General features: G+C 69.4%; 23 protein-coding genes. 8 read left to right on the top strand and 15 right to left on the bottom strand.

The window, feature by feature from the left end; translation table 11 throughout:
* Window positions 1-78 precede the first annotated feature (78 nt).
* Window positions 79-2,064, bottom strand: coding sequence for a helicase HerA-like domain-containing protein (locus MRBLMI12_RS03785; RefSeq protein ID WP_363354013.1), 1,986 nt, complete (start codon window positions 2,062-2,064; stop codon window positions 79-81).
* 13 nt (window positions 2,065-2,077) lie between these two features.
* A complete protein-coding gene (locus tag MRBLMI12_RS03790; RefSeq protein ID WP_363354015.1) occupies window positions 2,078-2,734 on the bottom strand; it encodes a phosphatase PAP2 family protein in 657 nt (218 codons plus the stop codon).
* A 132-nt stretch (window positions 2,735-2,866) separates the two neighbouring features.
* Between MRBLMI12_RS03790 and MRBLMI12_RS03795 the strand changes: the two genes are divergently transcribed.
* Entirely contained in the window at window positions 2,867-3,367 is a 501-nt protein-coding gene (locus MRBLMI12_RS03795; RefSeq protein WP_363354017.1) for a nitroreductase family deazaflavin-dependent oxidoreductase, read from the top strand.
* Window positions 3,368-3,374: 7 nt separating this feature from the next.
* Here MRBLMI12_RS03795 and MRBLMI12_RS03800 read toward each other — a convergent pair whose 3' ends face one another.
* Window positions 3,375-4,736 carry a multidrug effflux MFS transporter gene (locus MRBLMI12_RS03800; RefSeq protein ID WP_349428426.1) on the bottom strand — a complete coding sequence of 454 codons (1,362 nt, stop codon included), beginning with the start codon at window positions 4,734-4,736 and terminating at the stop codon, window positions 3,375-3,377.
* 358 nt (window positions 4,737-5,094) lie between these two features.
* Here MRBLMI12_RS03800 and MRBLMI12_RS03805 point away from each other — a divergent pair, with 358 nt between their 5' ends.
* From MRBLMI12_RS03805 to MRBLMI12_RS03815, 3 genes are read left to right on the top strand one after another with little or no spacing between them, the layout of a single operon-like run.
* Window positions 5,095-5,799, top strand: a complete 705-nt coding sequence (locus tag MRBLMI12_RS03805) for a DUF3105 domain-containing protein (protein WP_349428428.1) — start codon at window positions 5,095-5,097, stop codon at window positions 5,797-5,799.
* Window positions 5,800-5,806: 7 nt separating this feature from the next.
* Complete coding sequence (locus tag MRBLMI12_RS03810; RefSeq protein ID WP_363354019.1) at window positions 5,807-6,481, top strand: DUF305 domain-containing protein; 675 nt, start codon at window positions 5,807-5,809, stop codon at window positions 6,479-6,481.
* Between the two features lie 28 nt (window positions 6,482-6,509).
* Window positions 6,510-6,941: a hypothetical protein gene (locus tag MRBLMI12_RS03815; protein WP_363354021.1), complete on the top strand. Its 432-nt coding sequence runs from the start codon at window positions 6,510-6,512 to the stop codon at window positions 6,939-6,941.
* Here MRBLMI12_RS03815 and MRBLMI12_RS03820 read toward each other — a convergent pair.
* The 4 genes from MRBLMI12_RS03820 to MRBLMI12_RS03835 all read right to left on the bottom strand — a co-directional run bounded on the left by MRBLMI12_RS03820 (window position 6,906) and on the right by MRBLMI12_RS03835 (window position 13,212).
* Entirely contained in the window at window positions 6,906-9,365 is a 2,460-nt protein-coding gene (locus tag MRBLMI12_RS03820; protein ID WP_363354023.1) for an HAD-IC family P-type ATPase, read from the bottom strand. The two genes, MRBLMI12_RS03815 and MRBLMI12_RS03820, sit on opposite strands and share 36 nt — an antisense overlap.
* A gap of 88 nt (window positions 9,366-9,453) precedes the next feature.
* On the bottom strand, window positions 9,454-10,431 hold the full coding sequence (locus tag MRBLMI12_RS03825) for a carbohydrate ABC transporter permease (protein WP_363354025.1): 978 nt from the start codon (window positions 10,429-10,431) through the stop codon (window positions 9,454-9,456).
* The gene (locus MRBLMI12_RS03830; RefSeq protein ID WP_363354027.1) at window positions 10,431-11,774 is read right to left on the bottom strand and encodes a carbohydrate ABC transporter permease; all 1,344 of its coding nucleotides are present in this window, start codon (window positions 11,772-11,774) and stop codon (window positions 10,431-10,433) included. Before MRBLMI12_RS03830 ends, MRBLMI12_RS03825 begins: the two co-directional genes overlap by 1 nt.
* Window positions 11,775-11,868: 94 nt before the next feature.
* Window positions 11,869-13,212, bottom strand: coding sequence for an ABC transporter substrate-binding protein (locus tag MRBLMI12_RS03835; protein ID WP_363354029.1), 1,344 nt, complete (start codon window positions 13,210-13,212; stop codon window positions 11,869-11,871).
* Between the two features lie 245 nt (window positions 13,213-13,457).
* Here MRBLMI12_RS03835 and MRBLMI12_RS03840 point away from each other — a divergent pair, with 245 nt between their 5' ends.
* Window positions 13,458-14,504, top strand: a complete 1,047-nt coding sequence (locus MRBLMI12_RS03840; RefSeq protein WP_363354031.1) for a LacI family DNA-binding transcriptional regulator — start codon at window positions 13,458-13,460, stop codon at window positions 14,502-14,504.
* Window positions 14,505-14,526: 22 nt separating this feature from the next.
* On the opposite strand, the gene MRBLMI12_RS03845 is transcribed toward MRBLMI12_RS03840, so the two are convergent.
* From MRBLMI12_RS03845 to rplJ, 7 genes are all read right to left on the bottom strand, one after another.
* Complete coding sequence (locus tag MRBLMI12_RS03845) at window positions 14,527-15,633, bottom strand: Gfo/Idh/MocA family protein (protein WP_363354033.1); 1,107 nt, start codon at window positions 15,631-15,633, stop codon at window positions 14,527-14,529.
* Complete coding sequence (locus MRBLMI12_RS03850) at window positions 15,630-17,486, bottom strand: DUF6807 family protein (protein WP_363354035.1); 1,857 nt, start codon at window positions 17,484-17,486, stop codon at window positions 15,630-15,632. The genes MRBLMI12_RS03845 and MRBLMI12_RS03850 overlap by 4 nt, the downstream gene beginning before the upstream one ends.
* Before the next feature lie 199 nt (window positions 17,487-17,685).
* Window positions 17,686-19,023: an ABC transporter substrate-binding protein gene (locus MRBLMI12_RS03855; RefSeq protein ID WP_363354037.1), complete on the bottom strand. Its 1,338-nt coding sequence runs from the start codon at window positions 19,021-19,023 to the stop codon at window positions 17,686-17,688.
* A 94-nt stretch (window positions 19,024-19,117) separates the two neighbouring features.
* Window positions 19,118-20,041 carry a carbohydrate ABC transporter permease gene (locus MRBLMI12_RS03860; protein ID WP_404909124.1) on the bottom strand — a complete coding sequence of 308 codons (924 nt, stop codon included), beginning with the start codon at window positions 20,039-20,041 and terminating at the stop codon, window positions 19,118-19,120.
* The gene (locus MRBLMI12_RS03865; RefSeq protein ID WP_363354039.1) at window positions 20,028-20,954 is read right to left on the bottom strand and encodes a carbohydrate ABC transporter permease; all 927 of its coding nucleotides are present in this window, start codon (window positions 20,952-20,954) and stop codon (window positions 20,028-20,030) included. Before MRBLMI12_RS03865 ends, MRBLMI12_RS03860 begins: the two co-directional genes overlap by 14 nt.
* A gap of 294 nt (window positions 20,955-21,248) precedes the next feature.
* Window positions 21,249-21,632 carry a 50S ribosomal protein L7/L12 gene (rplL, locus tag MRBLMI12_RS03870; RefSeq protein ID WP_349428438.1) on the bottom strand — a complete coding sequence of 128 codons (384 nt, stop codon included), beginning with the start codon at window positions 21,630-21,632 and terminating at the stop codon, window positions 21,249-21,251.
* A gap of 48 nt (window positions 21,633-21,680) precedes the next feature.
* Window positions 21,681-22,169, bottom strand: a complete 489-nt coding sequence (gene rplJ / locus MRBLMI12_RS03875; RefSeq protein ID WP_349428439.1) for a 50S ribosomal protein L10 — start codon at window positions 22,167-22,169, stop codon at window positions 21,681-21,683.
* Window positions 22,170-22,579: 410 nt separating this feature from the next.
* On the opposite strand from rplJ, the gene fdhA reads away from it, so the two are divergent.
* Both fdhA and MRBLMI12_RS03885 read left to right on the top strand, forming a co-directional pair.
* Window positions 22,580-23,800 carry a formaldehyde dehydrogenase, glutathione-independent gene (gene fdhA, locus MRBLMI12_RS03880; RefSeq protein WP_349428440.1) on the top strand — a complete coding sequence of 407 codons (1,221 nt, stop codon included), beginning with the start codon at window positions 22,580-22,582 and terminating at the stop codon, window positions 23,798-23,800.
* A 55-nt stretch (window positions 23,801-23,855) separates the two neighbouring features.
* Entirely contained in the window at window positions 23,856-24,254 is a 399-nt protein-coding gene (locus MRBLMI12_RS03885; protein WP_331911915.1) for a heme-binding protein, read from the top strand.
* 75 nt (window positions 24,255-24,329) lie between these two features.
* Here the strand turns inward: MRBLMI12_RS03885 and MRBLMI12_RS03890 are convergent, their stop codons facing one another.
* Entirely contained in the window at window positions 24,330-24,965 is a 636-nt protein-coding gene (locus MRBLMI12_RS03890) for a 4a-hydroxytetrahydrobiopterin dehydratase (protein WP_363354042.1), read from the bottom strand.
* 220 nt (window positions 24,966-25,185) lie between these two features.
* Between MRBLMI12_RS03890 and MRBLMI12_RS03895 the strand changes: the two genes are divergently transcribed.
* On the top strand, window positions 25,186-25,893 hold the full coding sequence (locus tag MRBLMI12_RS03895) for a YqaJ viral recombinase family protein (RefSeq protein WP_363354044.1): 708 nt from the start codon (window positions 25,186-25,188) through the stop codon (window positions 25,891-25,893).
* Window positions 25,894-25,910: the final 17 nt, after the last annotated feature.

The raw sequence follows: 25,910 nt of genomic DNA on the forward strand, positions 1-25,910 counted from the left end.
TCCGCCCGACGCCCGCTCCGTGCGCGGCTTCGCACTGCGCGGGGACCCGGGGCGTAAAGCCCTCGGGGCTGGGATGCGTCAGCGCTTGCCGGTGCCGAAGATCCCGCGGATCACCCCACCCAGTATCGTCTGGGTCGACTTCGAGTTCAGAATCTGGTCGAGCGGCGACTTCTGGGCCGACCGCGACGTGCGGGTCGTCCCCGCCGTCTTCTTGAGCAGCCGCTCGTACTCCTGCTGCGCCTTCTTCTCGGCGACGGCGCTCGCCTCGTCGGCGGCGGCCTGCTGCTTGTCGATGGCGGCCTTCTGCTTCGCGTACTCCGCATCGGCCTTCGCCTTCGCAAGGGCCGCGTCCTCCGCGGCGGCGGCGTCGTCGGCGGCCTTCATCTTCGCGGTGAGGATCTCGCGCGCCGACTCGCGGTCGATCGCCGTGCCGTACTTCGCGAGCAGCGGCGACGCCTTCACCGCGGCCCCGATGGCGGGCTCGGGCGTCGGCGACATGAGCCCCTGCGGCGCGCGCAGCCGCGTCCAGGCGACCGGAGTGGGGGCGCCCTTCTCGCTCATCACGGTGACGATCGCCTCCCCGGTGCCGAGCTCCTGCAGCACGCGCTCGAGGTCGTAGCCGGACCTCGGGTAGGTGCCGACGGTCGCGCGCAGCGCCTTCGCGTCATCGGGCGTGAACGCGCGCAGCGCGTGCTGCACCCGCGAGCCCAGCTGTGCCAGCACGTCGGAGGGCACGTCCTTCGGCGTCTGCGTCACGAAGAACACGCCGACCCCCTTCGACCGGATGAGACGCACGGTCTGCACGATCGCGGCGAGGAAGTCCTTCGACGCGTCCTTGAACAGCAGGTGCGCCTCGTCGAAGAAGAAGACCAGCTTCGGCTTGTCGGCGTCGCCCACCTCGGGGAGGATCTCGAACAGCTCGGCCAGGAGGTACATCAGGAACGTCGAGAACAGCGCCGGCTTGTCGATCACCCCCGGCACCTCGAGGAGGCTGATGATGCCGCGGCCGTCGGACGCTGTGCGGATGAAGTCGGCCACGTCGAACTCGGGCTCGCCGAAGAAGACGTCGGCTCCGGCATCCGCGAACGTGATCAGCTCCCGCAGGATCACCCCCGCCGTCGCCGCCGACAGCCCGCCGAGCTCCTTGAGCTCTGCCTTGCCCTCGTCGCTGGTGAGGTGGCTGAGCACGGCGCGCAGGTCCGACAGGTCCACGAGCGCGAGTCCGTTGGCATCTGCGTAGTGGAATACGAGGCCGAGGCTCGACTCCTGCGTGTCGTTGAGGCCCAGAACCTTGCTCAACAGCAGCGGCCCGAAGCCCGACACGGTCGCCCGCACGGGGACGCCCTTGCCGATCCCGCCCAGCGCGAAGTACTCGGTGGCGGATGCCTCGGGCTTCCAGTCCTGCCCGATCGCCTGGGTGCGCGCGAGCAGCTTCTCGCTCGGCTCGCCCGGCGTCGCGACACCCGACAGATCGCCCTTGATGTCGGCGGCGAACACCGGCACGCCCTTCGCCGCGAGCTGCTCGGCGAGTCCCTGCAGCGTGCGGGTCTTGCCCGTTCCCGTCGCCCCCGCGACGAGCCCGTGGCGATTCATCATGCCGAGCGGGATGCGGATCTGCGCCGACGGCACCGGCTCGCCGTTGAGCAGAGCACCGAGATCGAGGGTCGTCTCCTCGAACGCATACCCGGAGGCGATCTTCTCGATGTCGGCTTGAGTGAGCGGGCCGGATTGCGTGGGGAGGATGGTGGGCTGAGAGGCGTGCTGGCTGTCAGAGACGGTCGGGTGAGGACTTTGTTCCTGCGTCTCCGAGGGTGAGCGGGGCGCTCCCGCGGGCCCCTGGGTCGCCGACGCCGAAGTCGGCCCGGCATTCGTGGGCGTGCCGGTCGCCTTGGCCTTCGCGGCGGCGGCCTCGGCGGCCGCGAGCGCGGCCCTGGCCTGAGCGGCCTTGAGCTGCGCCTCCGCCGCATCCGCCTCAGCGCGCAGCCGGGCGAGCTCCGTCTCGGCGGCGAGGATGGCCGGATCGGTCGCGGTGGAATCGGGCGCGGGCGAGTCGGGCGCGGTCATGCGCTCAGCCTAGTCACGGGCGTTTCGCCGCGGCATCCGTCCCCTCCCGCGCCATCGGCAGCGCGAACGCGCCCGCCACGAGCAGTGCCGCCCCCGCGCCGATCAAGGCGCCGCCGAGCGTGTCGCTCAGCCAGTGAGCGTGCAGATAGGTGCGGCTGAACGCCATCAGCAGCACCCACGCAGCGCCGACGAGGCCGACCCACAAACGGGGGAAGATCACGGTGGCAGCGACGGCGATCGTGGCCGCGTTGGCCACATGCCCCGACGGGTATGAGCCGTAGTCCGAGACGATGAGGATGTCTTCCGGCCGCACCCGACCGAACGCGTGCTTGAGCACCTGCACTCCCGCGGCCGAGACCGCTTCCGCAGCGAGGAAGTACGCCGCCGCCCACGGGCGGCGCAGCAGGATGAGCCCGATCGCGCCGCCGATCGGCACCACGAGGACGCCGAACCAGCCGCCGCCGACGAAGTTCATGACCTGCGAGAACCCGGTGAGGACGGGGCCCCACCACTCGCCGACGAGGGCGTTCCACGCGGTGTCGACGGCGAACGGCTCCTCTCCCCGCGAGAAGATCCACCAGCCCAGCAGGCACGACAGCACCACGAGCGCCGACCCGGCGATCAGGTAGGCGATGACAGGCGCTGCCACCCGCCGCTCTGTCGTGGTCATCGCCCCATTCTGCCTGGCAGGCAGCGACATCCGCCTCATCCGGGCTTTTTCCGCGCGCCTCTTGACAACCTCCCGTCCCGGCGGGCCTCACCGACCGTGACGGCGTCGCCGGCGTCGGGCAGGATGGGAGCCATGGCAGCAAAGGCCGTCGACATCGTGCGTGCCATCGTCGCGCCTCTCACCCGCACGAGGGTGTTCCGGCGCGTGCTGGGGCCGCTGCTGCTGCCGCCGGTCGAGCGCTTCGTCGCCTGGATCTCGCACGGACGGGTGCAGGTGAGCGCGCTGCTGGTGCCGTCGCTCGTGCTCCACACGGTCGGAGCGAAGTCGGGCGAACCCCGCGACGCGGCGCTGATGTACACGCCCGACGGTCAGGGGCGCGCGATCGTCGCGGGCACGAACTTCGCCGGTGCTCGCCACCCGGCATGGACGGCGAACCTGCTGGCCCACCCGGATGCCGCGATCACCGTTCGCGGGCGGCGCATGCGCGTGCAGGCCACGCCGGTGCCCGACGCCGAACGCGATGCCGTGTGGGCGCGCATCGAGGCCCAGTGGCCCGGCTACCGCAACTACGAGCGGGAGTCCGGACGCACCGTCCGCCTGTTCCGCTTGCAGCCGGTGGCGCACGCGGAGTGAACCCGGGTCAGGGCGCCAGGCGCTCCACCGTGCGCGGACGCACGATGAGCCACAGCGACAGCAGGCCGACCAAGGAGCAGCCGACCATGACCGAGGCCATCGTCGTCGCCGTGATGCCGGCGTCCTTCGCGATCCACCCGACGAGGGGCGAGATGAGGCCGGCGACGCCGAAGTTCGTCGCGCCGATGATCGACTGCGCCGTGCCCGCCGCCTTGCCGTGACGGTCGAGGGCCAGCACCTGCACGCACGGGAACGTGAAGCCGCACCCCGTCATGAAGACGAACAGGGGCACGATCGTCCCCCAGAGCCCGAGACCGAGCTGGTCGGTGACGATGATGGCCGCGGCCGCGACGACGAGCACCGCGGTCGACCACGCCATGACCCACTGCGGACCGAAACGGGCCGCCAGACGCGACGCGGCCTGGACGCCCACCACGACGCCGACCGAGTTGACGGCGAACATCAGGCCGTACTCCTGGGCGCTCAGGCCGTAGCTGAGCTGGAAGAGGAACGACGAGCTCGAGAGGTACGAGAACAGGCCCGAGAACGTCATGCCGCCGATGATGAGCACGCCGATGAACACCCGGTCGCTGAAGACGCTCCGGTAACGCTGCCACACGGTGGTCGAGCCTCGCTCGTGGCGGCGCGCGGGCGGCAGGGTCTCGGGCAGGAACACGATCGCTGAGACGAGCATGATCGCGCCGTAGACGGCGAGGACGACGAAGATGCCGCGCCACGGCATGACGGCCAAGAGCGCCGATCCGACGAGCGGAGCGAGCACCGGCGCGACACCCGAGACGAGCGCGAGGCGCGAGAGCATCACGACGAGGCGGCGACCGCCGAACAGGTCGCGCACGATCGCGGCGGCCACGACGCCGCCCGCGGCGGCTCCGGCACCCTGCAGCACCCGTGCCACCGACAGCAGCTCGAGGGTGGGGGCGAGCGCGGCGGCGACGCTCGCCACGACGTGGAGTGCCGTGACCGACAGCAGCGGAATCCGCCGGCCGACCTTGTCGCTCAGCGGTCCGACGATCAGCTGACCCAGCGCGAACCCGATCATCGTGCCCGTGAGAGTGAGCTGGATCATGGCGGCCGTGGTGTCGAAATCGGCCTCGAGCACCGGGAAGGCCGGCAGGTAGAGATCGATCGTGAACGGGCCGAGCGCCGTCAGGGCGCCGAGCAGCACGATGTAGAGGACGCGGCGACGATGCGGGATCGAGTCGCCCGGGTGCAGCACGATCGGCGCGGTGGCCGGGTTGCTCCCGAGCGTGCGGATCGCGCCCGTGGATGTCGGGTGCGCGGGCGGCGCGGGCTGGGGATCAGCGGCTGTCTGGGGCTTCTGGACGGGGAGCGATGCGGTGTCGAGCAACAGTGGGCTTCGTTTCGTGGCGGGAGATTCGACGGCGGCGTACGGAGGAACGGCGTCGACATCGCGGCAAGGCGGTGCGGGCGCAGAGAGACGGACCGAGGGGAAGCGAATCGTCCGGCGCTGCCGATCGGCACCGGGATCCGCGTTTCGACGCGCGGTCGAATCGATTCGAAATCCCATGATAGCGGATGCCCCCGCCCGGCCGCACGCGCGACCGGGGTGCCGGTGAGCGCTGTCGGCGCCTTCTCAGGGCTTGGACACATGCGCTCGCATAGGATGAGGGCAACCCGCCATCCGCCGTCGCGCGATATGTTCCGGGCGCCCAGACCCCTGTTCCCGATTGGCAGAGATCACGAGCATGACCCCGACCGACAAGCGCACGAGCGGCAACCCGGCCACGCAGGCGAAGATCGACCTCACCGTAAAGCAGCAGCGCGAGCAGAAGCGCCAGGAGAAGCTCGCCGAGTACCAGAAGCAGCTCGCCAAGCGCCGTCGCAGCAAGCTGGTGTGGTGGATCGTCGGCTCGGCCGCCGCCGTGCTGGTCGTCGGTGCGATCGTCGCCTCCATCGTGTTCGCGCCCGCGCCGGCTCCCTCGTACGCACGCGGTGCCGGCGACGGCAGCGGCATCGAGGGCGTCGAGACGTTCGAGAACACGGCGAACCATGTCGAAGGCGACGTCGACTACGCCCAGACTCCCCCGGCCGGCGGCGACCACAACGCCGTCTGGCTGAACTGCGGCGTCTACACCGAGCCGGTTCCCAACGTGAACGCCGTCCACTCCCTCGAGCACGGTGCGGTCTGGATTACCTACGACCCCGCGCAGGTGTCGGATGACGACATCGCCACGCTCGAGGACGCACTGCCCTCGACCTACACGCTGCTCTCCCCGTACAACGACATGGACAGCCCCATCGCCGTCAGTGCGTGGAACGCCCAGCTCAAGGTCGACTCTGCCGATGACGAGCGCATCGAGGAGTTCATCAAGGCGTACTGGAACAGCACGAACGCTCCCGAGCCGGGCGCTGCCTGCACCGGTGCGCTCGACGCGCCGGGTAAGAAGTAGGCGCGGAGTGACGGACGAGACGTCGACCGGGGGCCCCCGGCGATGGATCGTCATCGCCGTCGCGCTCGTGCTGATCGGCGCGCTCGCCTTCGCGGTCGGACGCTTCTCGACCTTCGGTTCGCAGTCGGCCGCGACGACCCCGGGCACGGCCTCGCCCGAGGCCGGATTCTCCCGCGATATGCAGGTGCACCACGCACAGGCGATCGAGATGGCCATGGAGATCTACCGCAAGACCGAGGACGACGAGCTGCGCATCCTCGCCTACGACATCGCCACCGGGCAGGCCGGCCAGCGGGGTCAGATGTACGACTGGCTCGTGCGGTGGGGTCTCTCCCAGTCCGGCGGCCCGATGATGCAGTGGATGGATGCCGCAGCCGACGACCACGGGCACGGCGGCGCGTCCAGCGCCGCGATGACCGAGGACGAGGCGCACGAAGCCATGGGCATGGCGTCCGCGGACGAGATCGCGGCTCTGGAGGCCGCCGCCGGGCAGGAGGCGGACTGCCTGTTCCTGCAGCTCATGATCCGGCACCACGAAGGCGCGATCCCCATGGCGGACGCGCTCCTGGAGCTCGGCACCGACCCGCGCGCCCTCGAGGTGGCCGGCGCCATCAAGAGCGGTCAGACGTCCGAGATCGACGCGATGCAGTCGATCCAGACGCGCCTCGGCTGCACCGGCTGACGCGAGCCGCGCCCGCTACAGTGATCGCGTGACCGCCGACACGCACGAGAGCCGCCGCTCGCCCGCTGCGCGCCGGCCGGTCGTCGTGACAGTCGCCGTGGTCGTGGTCTACCTCAGCGCGTTCGCCAACGTGCTGCTCGGCATCCTGGTCCTCCTCAGTCGTTACCAGGTTGCGCGCGCCGAGGTGCTCGCGGTCTCTCTGCTGGGCGCGGCGATCATCCTCTTCGGGCTCCTGCTCGTCGCGGTCGCCTCGGGGCTCGCCCGCGGCAGCCGGCTCTCCCGCGTGCTCGCGACGATCTACCTCGCGGTCCTGATCACGCTGAACGCCGTGACGATCGCAGCCACCGACGGCTGGGACTGGAGCACCGCGATCCAGCTCGCCGTGCAGGTGCTGGTCGTCGTCGTCCTGTGGGCGCCGCCCGGATCACGCCACTTCGCCCGCGCCGCCGCCGCCGAGTGAACCGGCATCGGCCAGCGCCCGCGCGACGTAGCGGCGGTGGAAGAACCGCACGATCTCGATCGCGCCGATCGTCAGCACCGTGACGACGGTCACCAGCCAGGCCGCGTCTTCGCCCGGGTCGACGAGCTGGAAGAACTCGGTGAGCAGCGGCACTGTGAAGACCGCGACGAGCGCGATGAACATCGCCCCGATCACGAGAGCCTTGAAGCGCGTGATCGGTCGCGAGAGCACGGTGAGCACCCAGATGCCCACGATCGCGAGGATGATCGTCGACCCAGTGCGCAGCTCCGGTTCGCTCACCCCGAGCGCCATGGCCCCCAGCGTGTACAGCGTCAGCGCGACCGCGATGATCACGCCGGCGGGGATCGCGAACGCCAGGGAGCGTCGCAGGAACCCGGGCACGTATCTCTGGGTGTTCGGCAGCAGCGCAAGGAAGAACGCGGGGATGCCGATGGTCAGGCCGTCCGTGATCGACAGCTGGCGCGGCAGGAACGGGAACTCGAGCACGAGCACGCCGAACAGCACGGCGAGTCCCGTCGCGTAGGCCGTCTTGGTGAGGAAGAGCATCGAGACGCGCTCGATGTTCGCGATCACCTGGCGTCCCTCGGCGACCACGTCCGGCAGATGCGAGAACCTGCTGTCGAGCAGCACGATACGCGCGACCGCCTTGGTCGCCGCCGCGCCGGAGTTCATCGCGATGCCGAGGTCGGCGGTCTTGATGGCCAGCGCATCGTTGACACCGTCGCCGGTCATCGCGACCGTGTGACCGCGCGACTGGAGCGCGAGGACCATCCGCTTCTTCTGCTCCGGGGTCACCCGGCCGAACACGAGGTTGTGCTCGAGCGCGTCCGCCAGCCCCGCCTCGTCCTCGGGGAGCCGGCGCGCGTCGAAGCCCTCGGCCACGTCGAGCCCCACCTCCCGCGCGATCGCCGCGACCGTGCGGGGGTTGTCACCCGAGATGACACGGATGCCGACGCCCTGCCGGGCGAAGTACGCCAGGGTCTGCGCGGCGTCGTCGCGGACCTGCTCCCGGAACGTCACGACCGCGGCAGGGACGAGGGTCGCGGGCAGCCGCTCGGCCTCGGCGTCCCCGCTCCCGAGCGGCGTCGCGGCCTGCGCCAGGACGAGCGTGCGACGGCCGGAGGATGCGAGCTCGGTCACGATGCGGCCGAGGTCCGTCGTGGGATCGGCGGCCGCATCGCCGAACACCATCTCGGGTGCACCCAGTACCCACGTGCCCACCGGACCCGTTGCGAATGAGACAGCGCTCCACTTGCGCGCCGACGAGAACGGGATGTACTCCGCCGCCTCGAGAGCGACGCCGACCGGGAACGGATCCCGCAAGCACCGGGCAGTGGCGTTCGCGTCGGGGGCGGCGCCGTACCAGGCGAGCACGTCCGCGACGCCGGCGGCGGCATCCGGCATCGCCTGCAGCGCGTCGAAGGCGATCTCGCCCGCCGTCAGCGTGCCGGTCTTGTCGAGGCAGATGATGTCGACGCGTGCGAGCCCCTCGACCGCCGGGAGCTCGTTGACGAGCACCTGCTGGCCGGCCAGCTTCGCCGCGCCGACCGCGAAAGCGATCGACGTGATCAGCACGAGCCCGAGCGGGATCATCGCGGTCAGTGCGGCGATCGTGTTGACCACGGCCTGCACCCAGCCGCCGTTCTGCCACGCCTGCACCCAGCCGCCCGCGACCATCATCTGCGCGTTGAGCACCAGCAGTCCGACGGGTCCGATGATCCAGCTCATCCACTTCAGCACGCGGTTCACCGACCCGCGCACCTCCGACGCCACCAGCGAGAAGCGTTTCGCCTCGCCCGCGAAGCGGTTCGCGTATGAATCGGCGCCTACGCGCGTGACGCGGCATGCGCCCTCGCCCGAGACGACGATCGAACCCGACAGGGCCTCGTCGCCGGGGCGCTTGTCGACCGCATCGGACTCGCCGGTCAGCATCGACTCGTCGATCTGCAGGGCGCGCGTCTCGATCACGGTGGCGTCGGCGGGCACCTGGTCACCGGCGCGGAGGATCAGGATGTCGTCGATCACGACGTCTGCCGGCGTGATCTCGGCCTCGACCCCGTCGCGCCGCACACGGGCCTGCGGTGCGTTGAGGAGCGCGAGCCTGTCGAGCGCGGCCTTCGCACGGAACTCCTGGACACATCCGATGATGGAGTTCGCGAACGCGGCGAGGCCGAACAGCGCGTCCTGCCAGCGTCCCAGCACGAACAGCACGAAGAAGCACGCGAACACGATGCCGTTGAACAGCGTGAACACGTTCGCCCGCACGATGGTCCACACGCTCCGGCTCGTGTCGGGCGTGTAGGCGTTCGTGCTCCCCGCCGCTACCCGCTCGGCGACGTCCGCGGCAGAGAGGCCGGCGTCGGCGACGGGCAGCGCGATCGAGGCGTCGGAGGCGGCATCCATGCGTTCAGGGTACTGATGCGGAGAAGACATGCGGATGCCGCGCCCGGCGTCGATCGCCGGGGCGCGGCATCCGTCCGCCCTCTGAGGGTCAGCCCTTCGTCGCACCCGCCATCAGGCCGCGCACGAAGAACCTCTGCAGCGAGAGGAACACGATGAGCGGCACCGCCAGCACGAGGAACGCACCTGCCGAGATCAGGAACCACTGATCGCCCCACGAGCCGGACAGGGAGTTCAGTGTCTGCGTCATCGGCAACGACGACGACGGCGCGAAGATCGTCGCCACCAGCAGGTCGTTCCACACCCACACGAACTCGAGGATGGCGAACGACGCGAGCGCCGGGGTCGCCAGCGGCAGGATGATGCGGAAGAAGATCTGGCCATGGCCCGCCCCGTCCACCCGCGCCGCTTCGATCACGTCGGAAGGGATCTCGGCGATGAAGTTGTACAGCAGGAAGATCGCCAGCGGCAGGGCGAAGATGACGTGCGCGATCCACATCGTCGCGAAGCTGTGATCGACCTCGCGCATCTCGAGGCCGGGGAAGACCGCGACGTCGCCGATCTCGAGTCCGCGCGAGAACAGGCTCAGCAGAGGCACCAGCGCCATCTGGATGGGCACGATCTGCAGCGCGAAGACCGCCACGAACAGCACGCCGCGTCCCCTGAAGTCCATCCACGCGAACGCGTAGGCGGCCAGCGACGCGATCGCGAGGGCGAAGATCGTCACGGGGATCGTGATCGCGAGCGAGTTCAGGAACGACTCGCCGAGCGTGAGTGCCGTGCCGCCGGAGGTGAGGGCGGCCTCGTAGTTCCCGAGCGTGAAGTCGGGGTTGGTGAACACCGTCCACCACCCGGAGGACGCTGAGTCCGCCCCTGGACGGAACGACGTGATGAGCAGACCGAGCGTCGGGATCGTCCACAGGAAGGCGATCGCGACCGCGATCACCGTCGCCACGGGCGACGTCATGCGCTTCTGGGCCTGCGCCTCGTTGCGACGAGTCTCGCGCGCGACCTTGCGCGCCGCCGCCCTGTCGGGCTGCGGGGTCGTCTTGGAGTCGACGGCGGTCATCACCGCACCTCCCTCTGCCGGCGGAGCTGTCTGACGTTGTAGATGATCAGCGGTGTGACGAACACGAAGATCAGCACCGCGAGCGCTGCCGCATGCCCGTAGCTCTGGAATCGCTGCTGCTGGTTCACCATCTCGAAGCCCAGCACCGTCGAGTTCGACCGGCCGCCGGTCATCACCGCCACGATGTCGTACAGCTTCAGCGCGGAGATCGTGATCGTCGTGAGGACGATCACGATCGCGGTGCGGATTCCCGGCACGGTGACGTTGGTGAACCGCTGCCACGCGTTGGTGCCGTCGAGCTGCGCGGCCTCCATCTGCTCGGCCGGCACCGCCTTGATGGCGGCCGACAGGACCACCATCGCGAAACCTGTCTGCGCCCACACGAAGGCGAACAGCAGACAGAACGTGTTCACGAGCGGCCAGACGTCCAGCCATCTGACCGGCTCGCCGCCGAATGCGACGACGAGGGCGTTGAGGATTCCGATCTGCTCCCCCTGCCGGTAGTCGTAGACGAACCGCCAGATGAGGCTGATGCTCACGGGTGCGATCGCGAAGGGGATGAACACCAGGATCTTGAGGAACCTGTCACCGCGCGCACGCTCCATGAACGCGGCGTACGCGAGTCCGACGATCGTCGCGAAGATGGGCGCGAAGATCGCCCAGATCAGCGTGTTGATGATCGACCAGAACCCCTGCGGGTTCGTGAACGCCCAGACGTAGTTCTCCATGCCGACGAAGTTCTCGCCGGTCTTGTCGAAGAACGATTGGATGATCGTCGCGATCGACGGGTAGATGAGGCCGATCAGGATCAGGATCGCAGCCGGAGCCAGGAACAGCGTCAGCTGATACAGATACCCCGCGCCTTCGCGGGCGCGATAGTCGGCGTAGAACAGCAGGCCACCCGCGATGAGCGCGATGGGGATCACGTAGATGACCGCGTTCTGATACGGCCGCAGCATCATGAACGCCAGCAGCGGGATCGCGAAGCACGAGACCAGTCGCAGCCAGAAGTAGCCCGTGCCCTTGCGGGGCGCGTACTCGATGAGCACCAGGAGGACCCCGACCACCACGCCGAAGATCAGCAGGACGATCGGAATCTGGACGATCGGGCCCAGGTTGCCGATCCACTGGAAGAACGAGTTGAACGAGAACCCCAGCGACGTCGGCCGCGCGTCGGGGGCCGGCGGACTGAGGAAGAGGAAGACGACGAGCGCGGCGATGAGGATGAAGCCGATCGTCACGACGATGCGCGTCGTCGCGCGCGACGGCGGCTTGTTGCCGCCACGCTCGGGCGGCGGCGCCGCCTGCGCCTGGTCGTCCGTCGTTGATGTGGTCTGAGACATGTTCTGCCTTCCCCCGTCGACGCCGACGGATGACGTCACCCCGGTGCCGGGTCCGCGCGGCGAGCGTGCGGATCCGGCACCGAGGTGCGGTGCGTCAGTTCTCGTAGCCTGCCTGGATGTCTTCCAGGACCTGCGGCGTCGGCTTGCCGTCGACCCAGTCGACCATGCCGCGCCAGAACGATCCCGAGCCGACGGTCGCCGGCATCAGGTCGGAGGCGTCGAAGCGGAAGACCGTCTCGGGGTCCTGCAGCACCGTCATGGCGTCTGTGAGGAACTTGCTCGACGCGAGCGACGGGTCTGCCCCGGTGTTGGCCGAGATCGCGCCGCCGAGTTCGACCCGGGTGTCGGCCCACTCGGGCGTAGACATGTATTCGGCGACTGCCTGGGTGGCCGCGTCGTCGGAGAAGGTCGTCACGAGCTCGCCGCCGCCCGACACCGAGAACGGCTCGCCCTCGAAGCCCGGCATGAGGAACGCATACACGTCTCCGTCTTCGGCCACGTCGGGCGTCGCACCCTCCGCCGTCTGCACCGCGAGGAAGTTCGCGGTGAGGAACGACGCCTGGTGGGTCAGCGCGCAGGTGCCGTTGGCGACCGCCGCGGCGATCGGGTCGCCGAACGCCGTGGAGTTGATGCTCTGCACGTCGCCGAAGCCGGCGTTGACGTAGGTCGGGTCGAGCAGGACCTTCGCGACCTCGTCGAACGCCGCCTCGATGTCGGGGTCGGTGAAGGGCGTGTCTCCGGAAGCCCAGCTGTCGTAGACGTCGGCGCCCGCCTGGCGCAGCACGAGATCCTCGACCCAGTCCGTGCCCGGCCAACCCGACGCGGCTTCGGACGAGAAGCCGGCACACCACGGCGGCTCACCGGTCTTCTCCTGGATCGTGGCCGTCAGCTCCAGCAGTTCCTGCCAGGTCTCGGGGATCTCGACCCCCCACTCTTCGAAGCTCTTGGGCGAGTAGTAGATGTAACCCTTCAGGTTCGCCAGCATGGGCGCAGCGTAGAAGGTACCGTCGACGGAGCCGATGTCCTTCCAGGCTGCAGCCCAGTACTCGTCGACGTTCGCCGCGACCTCGTCGCTGCCCTCCACGACCTCGCCGGTTTCGACGAGGGAACGGAACAGACCTGGCTGCGGCACGATCGCGATGTCGGGTGCCGAGCCTCCGTCGACCTTCGTCACGATGTTGCCTTCGAACCCCTTGTCGCCGGTGTAGACGACCTCGACGCCGGTGTCGGCGGTGAACTGGTCGAACGACTTCTGAAGCGCCTCCGCCTCGGTGCCGGTGATGCCGCCGGAGATCTCGACCGTCTCGCCCTCGAGCGAGCCGTCTCCGGCGTCACCCTCGTCTGCGCCCTCGGCGCATCCCGCGAGAGTCAGAGCCGCGACCGCGGCGATCCCCAGCGCGATGTAGCCGTGTCGACGACGTGATCGCAGTGCAGTCATGTTCGTCTGCCTCCTCTTCGAGTCCGCGGGGCCGCAACGCATCGCGCACCCCGCTCGTATGGATCGGGAACCGATTCCATGTTCACGGTAGGGGATGCCGCATGACGGCACAATGACCGTGGGTCACAACTCGATAAACACCGAAAACGAGGGTGGCGCCCGGAAGGCGATCACGGCACAATGAGGCCCGGAACCGGTTCCACAATTCGGGCGACGGCGGCGTCCCCGGAGGCGAGGAGGACCCGATGGCGGGCATCGCCGACGTGGCTCGCGCGGCAGGCGTCTCGAAGTCGACCGCTTCCCGTGCCCTGACGGGCGCCGGCTACGTCTCGGCCGCGACGCGGGCGCGGGTGAGGGATGCGGCAGCCGCGCTCGGCTACGTCCCCACCACGAGTGCGGTGAGCCTCGTGACCGGTCGCACCCAGACCGTCGGCGTCGTCATGCCGTCGCTCGACCGGTGGTTCTTCGCCCAGGTGCTCGAGGGGATCCAGGACGCGCTGCGGGAGCGCCGCTACGATCTGGCGCTGTACGGCGCGCCCCCCGAGTCGGCCGCGCGTCGCGAGATGTTCGAGCACTTCCTCGCCCGAAAGCGGTTCGACGGGATCATCGCGGTGGGCATCGAGCCGAGCGCCCGCGAGCTCGAGCGGCTGGTCGCCTTCGGCAAGCCGGTGGTCGCGGTCGGCGGTTACGACGTCGGCACGAACGCCGTGTCGATCGACGACGAGGCGGCCGCGCGCATCGCCACCGAGCACCTCATCGGCCTGGGCCACCGCGAGATCGTCTTCCTCGGCGGCGACCCCGACGGGCGCCGGACGAGCTTCGCCGACGGCCGCCGGCTCCACGGCTACCGCCGCGCCATGCGCGATGCGGGCCTCGAGGCGTCCTCCCGTCACGTCCAGTCCGAGGTCGCGCTCCCGGGCGGGTACAGCGCCGCAGTAGAGCTGCTGGGCGACCGGCGCACCCGCCCGACGGCGATCGTCGGCGTGTGCGACGAAGTGGCGGTCGGCGCGATCATCGCGGCCCGCCGGCTCGGCATCCGGGTTCCCGAGCGGCTGAGCGTCGTCGGCATCGATGATCACGCGTACGCCGAGATGTTCTCGCTCACGACGCTGCAGCAGCGCCCCCACCAGCAGGGGCGGGCGGCGGTACAGCTGCTCATGTGGCAGCTCGACGACCCCGAGGCGCCGATGAACCGGCTCTACGAGTCGTCTCCCCTGGTCGTCCGCAACTCGACGGCGGCAGTCGACGACGACGCGTCCGCCATCATCGGGGTCGGGCCGCGCCGCACCTAGCTAGGGAGCGGGCGGCACACGTTCACAGCAGCCCGAGGTCGCGGAAGGTTCGACCCTCCCAGGCGACGCGCTCGACGGCGTCCTCGACGCCGGACACGGTGCGGAACGTCTCGCCGCCGGATGCTTCGACACGCGCGAGTCCGGGATCGATCGGCGTCGCCGGCGGCCCGGTCACGATCGCCTCGAGCACGCGGGTGAACGCGCCGGTGCGGTGCAGCGGAGCGAGCAGGTCACGGCCGTCGCGGATGTGCCCGGCGAGATCGTCGAGCAGCGAGATGCGCTCGAATGCGTACGCGCGCGGCAGCGCCGCCCCGTCGCGATGCACGTGGAGCGTGTCCAGCGTGTACAGGTACACGAGGAAGCCACGGGTGCCCCGCACCAGCACATACGGCTCGCGGCGTCGTGCGGCGGTCACCGCGAGACCCGCGGCGACGCGGGCGCCGCCGCGCAGCTCGACGACGAGGGACGACGTGTCATCGGTCTCGATGTCGTTCGCGCGGCGGAGGTCCGCGTCGATCGACACGACGTCGTCCGGTGCAGCCGCCCCGGCGATCGCGAACGCCGTGGCCACGGCGTGGGCCAGCGGGTTCGTCACGACGCCGTCGCCGACGAGCCGTCCGTCGATGACGCGATGGCCGGCCCATGGCGCCCGTCGCCAGTACTGCTCCGACCGCGACCACTGCCCCACCGCGCCGACGTGCACGAGCTCCCCGATGACCCCGGATGCCAGGGTGTCGGCGGTCGCGGCGACGCCCGTGCTGCCGAGCGACTGGAAGCCGACCTGCACCGCGCGGGAGGCGCCATCCGACGCGCTCAGGAGCGCGTGGTGGTCGGCGACCGAGGGCACGGGCGGCTTCTCGAGCAGCACATGGGCGCCGCGCGAGAGAGCGAGGCGCGCGAGCTCGGTATGCGTCGGGATCGGCGTGCTGAGCACCGCCACATCGAGTTCGACCTCGTCGATCATCGATGCGGCATCGGCGAACACCCGGGTCGAAGAAGGCACGTCGCCGCCGCCCCGGGGGTCGGCGACGGCGACGAGTTCGAAGTCCGCGCCGGAGAGCACGGCGTCGACGTGACTGCGGCCGTGGCCGTGGACACCGGCGACACCCACGCGGAGCAGTCCGGTCACAGCCCCGCCTGATCGCGCAGCGCGGGCAGGGCCGCCTCGACGGCAGCGGCGTCGGCCAGCTCCTCGTCGAGAACGTAGGCGGTCAGCTCGAGATTGAGCTCTCCCCCTTCGGGGATCGTCCGCGGCTCGTCCCACGCCACCGACGGGCCGGCGCCGAGATACTCGGCGAACCGGACGAACCACGGCAGACGCTCGTCGCCCTGCGTGAGCACGACCGTCGTGCCGCGGTCGGGGAACGTGAACGCGAGCCACGGCGTCGCCGCGCCGTGCACGTCGCGCTCGGTGTCGCCCGCGGGGCTGAACACCCGGGCGATCTCAGGCGCGAACCGCCAGAAGATGCCGCCGTACCCGGCGCCGTCCCGACCGTTCGTCGCGGGCGAGCCGAACGTGATGGCGTCGAGCGTCGCCTTGAGGTGGCTGCGCCAGCGCAGCGCCCAGCCCTTCTCGAGCTCGGCGGACCGCAGCTCGCGCACCTCGACGAGCTGCGTCGTGCCGTGCTCGTCGACCCAGCTGAGCCGCTCGTCGAGCGAGTGCCCGTCGATGTGCAGCCGGTCGCGGCGCTGCCGTCCGTGGTTGGGGACCATGATCGATCCCTCGCCGCGCACATAGGTGCGGCCGCCCCAGTACGACGTGCCGTTGACGTCGGCGATCGCGAGGCTGACTCCGAGGTGGTGCGGGTGGTCGGTCGGCTCGGTGACGGTGAGCGGGGTTCCGGTCCGCGAGATCACCGCGTCCAGGTACGGCCGGGGCGACAGCACCGAGTCGACGGTCGCGCCCTCCTCGTACTGGGCGACCACGGTCGATCCCAGCCGCAGCACGGGGCGGGCGGGACCCACCCAGCCGCTCGCGTGGGATGCCGGACCGGAGCTCTGCCGCGCCACCAGGACGGGCCGATAGAACAGGGGGTGGTCGGCGTTCTCGCCGTCCAGTGCTTGACGCATGCGATTCCAAGCCTGCCGCCCGATCTCGATCCGCGGAACCGACATGGTCGTCAGCGGAGGGGCGGCGAAACGAGACTGCGGGATGTCGTCGATTCCGACGATGGAGAGCTGCTCGGGCACCTCGACGCCCACCTCGCGCAGACGGGACATCAGCCCGAGCGCGACGAGGTCGTTGAAGGCGATGGCCGCGGTCGCGCCCGTCTCGAGCACGGCGTCGGCGGCGTCGTAGCCCGCCTCCATGCTCGAGCCCGCCTGGATGGTGAGGAACTCGAGGTCGGGGTACTCGCGGGCGAGCTCACCGAGGCCCTGCGCGCGCTGCTCGTTCGCATAGCTGAGCGCAGGTCCGGCGACGTAGGCGATGCGCCGGTGGCCGAAGCCGCGCAGATGGGTGCCGAGCTCCTTGACCGCGGTGACGTAGTCCACCGAGAGCTGTGCTGCGGCGGTGTCGTCCACCCGGCGGTTGACCACCACGACCGGCTTCGTGCGCTGGATGAGTTCGCGCAGCTCGGCATCCGGCATCCGTGGCGACACCAGCACGAGCGCGTCGCACTTGCTGCGCGCCTCGCTCGCGATATCGGCTTCGACGCCGACCGACTCCGCACTGTCGGCGACCAGCACGCGGTAGCCGTCACGGGCCGCGGCGACCGTCAGGCCCTTGAGCACGCCCTGGAACATGGGGTTCTCGAGGTCCGGCACCAGCAGCGCGATGGTATGGCTGCTCCCCCGCACGAGACTGCGCGCCGCCTCGCTGGGCGAGTAGTTCAGCGCGGCGACCGCACGGTTGACCTTCGCGACGATCGCGGGGTCGACGGTGGCGACGCCGTTGAGGACGCGCGACACCGACGCCTGCGACACCCCGGCGTGCTGTGCGACCTGCGCCATCGTGATCGGGCGCGATGTGACCTCGGTCAACGGATCCCCTCCTCTCTCAATCTTGGGCGTCGTCGAGCCCGGTGCGGCGCATTCGCGCGTGCGACTTCTGCCCGGCGACGGTCGTCGGGGCGATTCTCGGCATGCCCGCCCGGGACCGGACCCCTCATCACTTCGGTCCGGCCCCGTGCGGTCTGGGGACGACGGGCCGCGCCTCGGGAGGACGCGGCCCGGTCGTCGGTCAGATGGCGGCGTCGTCGAGCGCCTGCTGCAGCTCCGCGATGAAGCTCTCGGCAGCGTCCTCGGGCGTCTGCTCGCCGAACAGCACGCGCTGGGTGTGCTGGTCGACGATCGTCTCGATCGCGCCGCCGCCCGGGGGGGTCGCCGGCGGGGCGTCGCCCACGCGCGGTGCGATCTCGTCGAGGAAGTCGACGACCTCCTGGTTGACCTCGTCGAGCTTGGGGGTGATGTACTCGCGGATCTTCTCGTTCGCGGGCACTCCACGCTCGGCGAGCAGGAGGTCTGCCGCCTCCTCGCTGTTCGAGAGGAAGTCCAGGAACAGCGCCACCTCTGCCGGGTGCTCGGTCTTCGCCGACGCCGACCAGAACATGGACGGCTTGTAGTACGCCGCCGCGCTCTCGCCCTCGTCGGGCGTCGGCACCATCAGCGGCACGAGGTTCTGACCGCTCGCCTCACGCAGTGCGGCGACCTGGTTCGACCACCACGGGCCGAAAGCCGACTGGTTCGTCGCGGTGAACGACTCGGCGAGGCCGGCGGACTCCCGCTCGATGGTCGCAGAGGGGTCGGGCGTGCCGCCCGCCTCGGTGACGTCGAGCAGATTCTGCCACCACGCGGCGAGCGTCTCGGCGCTGGCCGTCACCTCGGGCGATCCGTCCTCGGCGAACAGGGACTCGCCGTGCTGGCGCAGCCAGTTGTTGAGGCCGCCGTCCTCGAATCCCCAGGACTGCGAGCCGACGACGGCGCCGCCACTGGCCGCGGTGACCTCCTCGGCGATCTCGTTCAGGTCGTCCCACGACCAGGTCTCGTCGTCGGGCAGCTCGATGCCGAGGCTGTCGAGCACGTCGACGTTCGCCATGTACGCGTAGGAGTTGATGCCGACCGGGATGCCGTACTGCGTGCCGTCCAGGGCGCCGGTGCCGAGCACCGCCTCGGGGAAGTCGCCGGTCGGCAGCTGATCACCGAGGGTGCCGAGGTCGAGCAGCACGCCGTTGGCGGCGTAGGTCGACAGCTGCTTCTCGTCCATCTGGATGATGTCGGGGGCGTCGCCGGCGGCGACGGTCGTCGCCAGCTTGTCCCAGTACCCCGCCCAGTCGGTGTACTGCGGCTCGATGGTGATGTTCTCGTTCTCGGCCTCGAAGGCCGCGATGAGCTCCTCGGTGATGCCGTGGCGGACGTCGTTGCCCCACCAGGTGAAGCTGAGGGTCACGGGCTCGTCTGACAGGGTCGGGCCGGTCGCGGGGGTCTCCGTCGGTCCCGCGCACGCCGTCAGCGTCAGCATCGTCGCTGCGCCGACGGAGGTCAGCAGCAACCAGCGCGGTGCGGTTGTGGTGCGTCGCATGTCTTGCATCCTTTCGACCGAAGTCGGTGAGTGGTGTTGGTGCGTGTGATGAGGGTGGGCCTGGCGGCCCGCGAAGGTGTGTGTGACGCGGACGTCACTTGATCCCGGTCGTCGCGATCCCCTTGATGAGGAACTTCTGGCCGAACAGGAAGATCAGGAAGATCGGGATGAGCGAGACGACGCTCATCGCGAACATCTGGGCGTAGTTGGTGGTGCTCTGCGCGTCCTCGAACGACCGCAGCGCCAGCGGCACGGTGTACAGCTCGGGCTTGGTGAGGAAGATCAGCTGCGAGAAGAAGTCGTTCCACGTCCAGATGAAGGTGAAGATCGCCGTCGTCGCCAGGGCCGGGACCATGAGCGGCAGGATGATCTGCAGGAAGATGCGCGGATGCCCCGCCCCGTCGATGCGCGCGGCCTCATCGAGCTCCTTCGGGATGCCGCGGATGAACTGCACCATCAGGAAGATGAAGAACGCGTCGGTCGCGAGCAGCTTCGGCACGATCAGCGGCAGGAACGTGTTCACCCAGCCCAGCTGGGAGAACAGCACGTACTGCGGCACGATGATGACGTGGATGGGGAGCATGATGCTCAGGAGCATCACGGCGAACCAGAACCGCTTGGCGGTGAAGTCCAGGCGGGCGAACGCGTACGCGGCCATGGAGCACGACACCAGGTTGCCGATGATGCACCCGATCACGATCAGCGCCGAGTTCCACATGTAGACGTTGAACGGGTATGCCAGGGCGTTCCAGCCGTCGGTGTAGTTCGAGACCTCGAAGCTGTCGGGGATGATGCTCGGGTCGCGGAAGATCTCGTCGTTCGGCCGCAGCGAGCTCACGACCATCCAGATCACCGGATAGAGCATCGCCAGCGCGAGCGCGATGAGCAGCGTGTGGCGCACGACGCTCGTGAGCGGCTTGCGGAAGGGGCTCCGCCGCCGGACGCGCGGGGCACGGCCGGTGACGATCGTCTCGGTCGCGGGCGGGGCCGTCATGGCGGCGTCGTCAATCTTGGTCATCGTAGAAAACCCAGAATCTCGAGGTCCAGAACATCAGGACGGTCAGAATGCCGATGATGACCAGCAGCAGCCACGCCATGGCCGACGCGTAGCCCATGTTGTAGTTCGTGAAGCCCTGCTGGTACAGGTACAGCGTGTAGAAGAGCGTCGAGTCGACCGGTCCGCCGGTTCCGCCCGAGACGATGTACGCCTGGGTGAACGACTGGAACGTGCCGATGAGCTGGAGCACGGCGTTGAAGAAGATGATCGGGGTGAGCAGCGGGATCGTGATTCGGAAGAGCTGCTGACGCCGGCTCGCGCCGTCGACGTCGGCCGCCTCGTAGTACATCGTGGGGATCTGGCGGAGACCGGCCAGGAAGATCACCATCGGCGAGCCGAACGTCCAGATGTTCAGGATCATCAGCGTGCCGAGCGCGGTGTCGGGATTGGAGATCCACCCCTGCCCCTGGATGCCGAAGACCGCGAGCACCTGGTTGACGAGGCCGTCGACGCCGAAGATCTGGCGCCACAGGATCGCGATCGCGACGCTGGCGCCGAGCAGCGAGGGCAGGTAGAACGCCGACCGGTAGAAGGCCAGTCCGCGCAGCCCGCGGTCGAGGATGATCGCCAGGAACAGCGCGACCGCGAGCTGCAAGGGCAGCGAGATGAACACGTAGCTGAACGTGACCTGCAGAGAGGCGGCGAGCCGCTCGTCGGTCAGCATCCGCGCGAAGTTCTCGAAGCCGATCCACTTCGGCGGGCTCAGCAGGTTGTAGCGGGTGAACGACAGGCCGAACGACGCCACCATCGGCCCGATGGTGATGAGCACCAGCCCGACGAACCACGGGGCGAGGAAGAGGTACGCGGCCTTGTTCTGCTTCTTGCCGCCGGACTTGGCGGTCTTGAGCTTGCCGAGCTCGCTGATGGCGCTCATGCGGCGGCTCCGCGGGCACGGCCGGGTAGCCGTGTTCTGGGGCGGTGCGTCGTCGTCACCGTATCCTCCGGTCTCGTCTTCGAGTGATGAGAATGCGCTTTCTGGAATGCGCTTTCTCATTCTTGTCAGAACGGACACCGGAATGCAAGTCCCTGAGAAAATCAGGGGCGATTCGAGATCAAACCGTGAGAAAGGGATTTCGCGGAACGAGGTGGTTGGTCGGTCGACTCCCCTGCCCGGACATGACGAAAGCCCCGGATGCACAGCATCCGGGGCTTTCGCGAAGGAACGAGATTACTTGAGGGTAACCGTCGCGCCGGCCTCTTCGAGAGCGGCCTTGGCCTTCTCGGCGGCCTCCTTGTTGGCGCCCTCGAGGACGGCCTTGGGAGCACCGTCGACGACAGCCTTGGCCTCGCCGAGGCCGAGCGAGGTGAGCTCGCGGACCGTCTTGATGACCTGGATCTTCTTGTCGCCGGCAGCCTCGAGGATGACGTCGAACGAGTCCTTCTCCTCCTCGACGGCAACGTCGGCGCCCGCGCCACCGGCGCCGGCAACGGCGACGGGAGCAGCAGCGGTGACGTCGAACTTCTCCTCGAACGCCTTCACGAACTCGCTGAGCTCGACGAGGGTCAGGTCGGCGAACTGCTGGAGCAGTTCCTCAGTGGTGAGCTTCGCCATGATGTATCTCCTAGATAGATGGGGTTGTGGGAAGAGATCGCCGGTCGCTCACGCGGCCTCGGCGGTCTCCAGCTTTTCGCGAAGCGCGTCGATGGTCGCGGCAGCCTTGCCCATCGTCGCCTTCATCATGCCCGCGGCCTTCGCAAGCAGAACCTCACGGCTCTCGAGCGAGGCGTACTTGTTGACCTCGTCGGCGCTGAGGGAGTTGCCCTCGAAAACGCCGCCCTTGATCACGAGAAGCGGGTTGGCCTTGGCGAAGTCACGCAGAGCCTTCGCGGTGGCGACGAAGTCGCCGTGCACGAACGCGATGGCCGACGGACCCTTGAGGTCCTCGTCCAGCGCCGTGATCCCCGCGTTGTTCGCGGCGATCTTGGTCAGCGTGTTCTTCACCACGGCGTATTCCGCGTCCTGACGGATGCTGTTGCGCAGCTGCTTGAGCTGGGCAACCGTCAGACCGCGGTACTCGGTCAGCAGAACGGCGTTCGAGTCCTCGAAGTTCTTCGTGAGCTCGGCAACCGATGCGTCCTTCTGCGCCATGGTCACTCCTTGTGTGTGTGAGACGCTCCGCGGTGGCGGGGCGCCGGCCGGAGGCATCCGCTCATCGTCTCGTCACGGCAACAAAAAAAGCTCCGGCGCAAGCGCACGGAGCGGGATTCCTGAATCCAGGAGAATCGTTCGTGACACCTGCGCGGGCCCCTGCGATGCAGTGCTTCGATCTTCGTGACGCTTGCGCGCACGTCGATGACCGGCGGTCTTCGGCTCCCACAAGGGTACGCGACGCCCGCGCTCCCGCCAAATCGGCGCCCGCCATCCGTCACGGCGCCGCTCGCGCCCCACGCTGCCGGCGTGCGGCCCCGTTGCGCATGGCGTCGCCGAGGTACAGGCTCGCATCAGAGCCAGCACGACCGAGTCGCGCGGTCATGCGCCGCACGACGGAGAGGACGAAGATGTCTGCCAACAGGGCCGTCGCCTACAAAGGCCCCGGCGAGGTCGAGGTCGTCGACACGGATTACCCGGAGTTCGAGCTGAAGGACGGTCCGGGCGTCAACCCGGCGAACGTCGGCAGGAAGGTGCCGCACGGCGCGATCCTCAAGACCGTGAGCACGAACATCTGCGGCTCGGACCAGCACATGGTGCGCGGCCGCACGACGGCACCTGCAGGTCTTGTGCTCGGCCATGAGATCACCGGTGAGGTCGTCGAAGTCGGCCCCGACGTCGAGTTCGTCAAGGTCGGTGACATCGTCTCGGTGCCCTTCAACATCGCGTGCGGCCGCTGCCGCAACTGCAAGGAGGGCAAGACCGGCATCTGCCTCAACGTCAACCCCGACCGGCCGGGGAGCGCCTACGGATACGTCGACATGGGCGGTTGGGTGGGCGGCCAGGCGGAGTACGTGCTGGTGCCGTACGCCGACTGGAACCTGCTGGTCTTCCCCGACCGCGACCAGGCTCTCGAGAAGATCCTCGACCTCACGATGCTCTCCGACATCTTCCCCACCGGGTTCCACGGCGCGTACACCGCCGGCGTCGGCCCGGGATCGACCGTCTACATCGCGGGCGCCGGACCCGTCGGCCTCGCCGCTGCGGTGGGGGCGCAGCTGCTCGGTGCGGCGGTGGTCATCGTGGGCGATCTGAACGCGGACCGCCTGGCACGGGCGCGGTCGTTCGGCTGCGAGACCGTCGACGTGTCGGCAGGCGACCCCAAGGATCAGATCGAGCAGATCCTCGGCGTACCCGAGGTCGACTCCGCCGTGGACGCGGTCGGCTTCGAAGCGCGCGGACACGGAGCGGATGCCTCGCACGAGGCTCCCGCGACCGTGCTGAACTCGCTGATGGACATCACCGCAGCCGGCGGCGCGCTCGGCATCCCGGGCCTGTACGTCACCGGCGACCCGGGTGGGATCGACGAGGCCGCGAAAGTCGGGTCGCTGTCGCTGCGGCTCGGACTCGGCTGGGCGAAATCGCTGTCGTTCACGACCGGCCAGTGCCCTGTCATGCGCTACAACCGCCGGCTCATGATGGCGATCCTCCACGACAAGGTCGCGATCGCCGATGCCGTCGGCGCCACCGCCATCGGACTCGAGGACGCCCCGCAGGGGTATGCCGACTTCGATCAGGGAGCGGCGAAGAAGTACGTGCTGAATCCCAACGGGTACATCCAGTCGACCTGACAAGGAGCGGAAACCTCGGTCGAGGCATCCGCTCGCCCACGAAAGGAACACCACCATGTCCGTCACCCTCGAAGACGCCCGTCGCGTCATCGCCGCCGCGGAGAAGCGCGCCGACGAGATCGGCCAGCCCATGAACATCGCCGTGGTCGATGCGGGGGGCAATCTCGTCGCCCACGTCCGTCAGGACGGCGCGTGGATCGGCAGCGTCAACATCTCGATCAACAAGGCCTGGACCTCGCGCGCGTTCGACATCGAGACGAAGACCCTCGGTGAGAACTCGCAGCCGACGCAGCAGTTCTACGGCATCCACGCCACCAACGGCGGCAAGGTCGCGATCTTCGCCGGCGGCGTCCCGCTCTCCCGCGACGGCGCCGTCGTGGGTGCGGTCGGCGTCAGCGGCGGCTCGGGCGACCAGGACCAGACCGTTGCGGAGGCCGGCGCCGCCGCCTTCTGACACGATCGGCTACGGTCGCCCGACGCCCGGCCGCTACTCGCGCCAGGGGGCAGAGGTCGACCTTGCGCCCGCCCTCTACTCGCGCCAGGGGCAGAGGTCGACCTTGTGGCCGTCGGCGTCCGCGAGGGTCCACCACTCGGGCGCGTGGGAGTCGTCGACGATCACCCCGCCGGCGGCGAGCGCTGCCTCGAGGCGCTTCTCGATCACGTCGCGCGGAGCGTTGACGTCGAGGTGCGACCTGCCGCGCAGCGGCTTGTCGACGGGCTGGAACCAGATGAGAGGCCCCCGTCCGTCGGCGTCGAACAGCACGCCGTCGCGCACTTCGCGAAAACCGGTCACCGCCTTCCAGAACGCCAGCGCGGTGCGCGAATCAGGCGTGGCCACGGCGAGCATGAGGTCCTGCATGCGCTCGGTCTCGGCGCGGATGTCGAGCTCGCGGGCTGCCTGTGAGATCTGCGCGGCGAGCGCGGCATCCTTCGCCGTCAGGCCGCCCGCCGAATGAGTGAACAGCCGTACGCGCACGGTGGCGTAGCGCACGTCGACGTCGGGGTGGTGGTCGGCCGCCTCGGCGAGGTCGGCGATCGCCGCGAACAGCTGCGCGCCCGCCGCGAAGCTGCCGGTACGGAACAGGGCGAAGGCGCCGGTCACGCGGGGACGCCAGTCCTCGACACCCGGGAACGCGCGGAATTCGTCTGACGTGATGGTGCTCATGTTCCCGAGGATGCCACCGCCGCCGCCGATCGCAACCCCTCTTGCGCACCGCCGTCCGTCGAGGTCGTGCGCTCTCGCCGAAGTCCCGCGCGCGGCGATCGTGTCACTTCGGCGAGGGCACACGATGCGTGCGGATCGAACGGCGCCATCGCGTGACGCACCCCATGCCGCTGGTGCGTCGCAGGCGGCGGATGTCGGGTCGGCGGCGTAGCCTCGGAGGGTGAACCCCGAGCACGCCGCCGCACGCCCCTCGGCGCTCGCGGCGCATGCACCGGACGTTGCGGCCCGCATCGTCGCGGATTCGCGCGACCGGGTCGCCTGGGTGCGCGCACGGTCGCGCGGCATCACCGCGACCGACGTCGCGACCCTCACCTCCGACCGGGCCATCGGCCGCGCCGCCGACGCCAAGCTGCTCGGCTCGGGCTTCTCGGGCAACGCCTACACGGCACACGGCCGGGCGCGCGAACCCGAGATCGCCGCGTGGGTCGCCGCGACTCACGGCGTCCAGCCTTCGTCGGCGTTGTTCCACGCGGTCGTCGAGAAGCGACACCTTGCGACCCCCGACGGCATCGCCGTCGACGCGTCGGGACGCATCACGCTCGCCGAGATCAAGACGACCAACAAGGCCTGGCGCAGCATCCCGCGGTCCTACCTCCGGCAGGTGTGGTGGCAGCAGCACGTGCTCGGGGCGGAGCGCACGCTCGTGGCCTGGGAGCAGCACGAAGGCTTCGTGCCCGTCGGCGACGAGCCGCGCTGCGCATGGGTCGATCGCGACGAGGCCGAGATCGCGAAGCTCGTGCGCCTCGCCACCGCCCTCATCGACGAGCTCTACCTGCGTACGACGCGCTCTCGACAGCAGGCAGAGCGGATGCCGCAGCCGCCCGCTGCGCCGCGCGAGCCGTTCCGCGCACTCGCCCTCGCCGACTGAACCGGCCGACGTGCCGG

Source organism: Microbacterium sp. LMI12-1-1.1 (assembly GCF_040676455.1).
Lineage (GTDB): Bacteria > Actinomycetota > Actinomycetes > Actinomycetales > Microbacteriaceae > Microbacterium.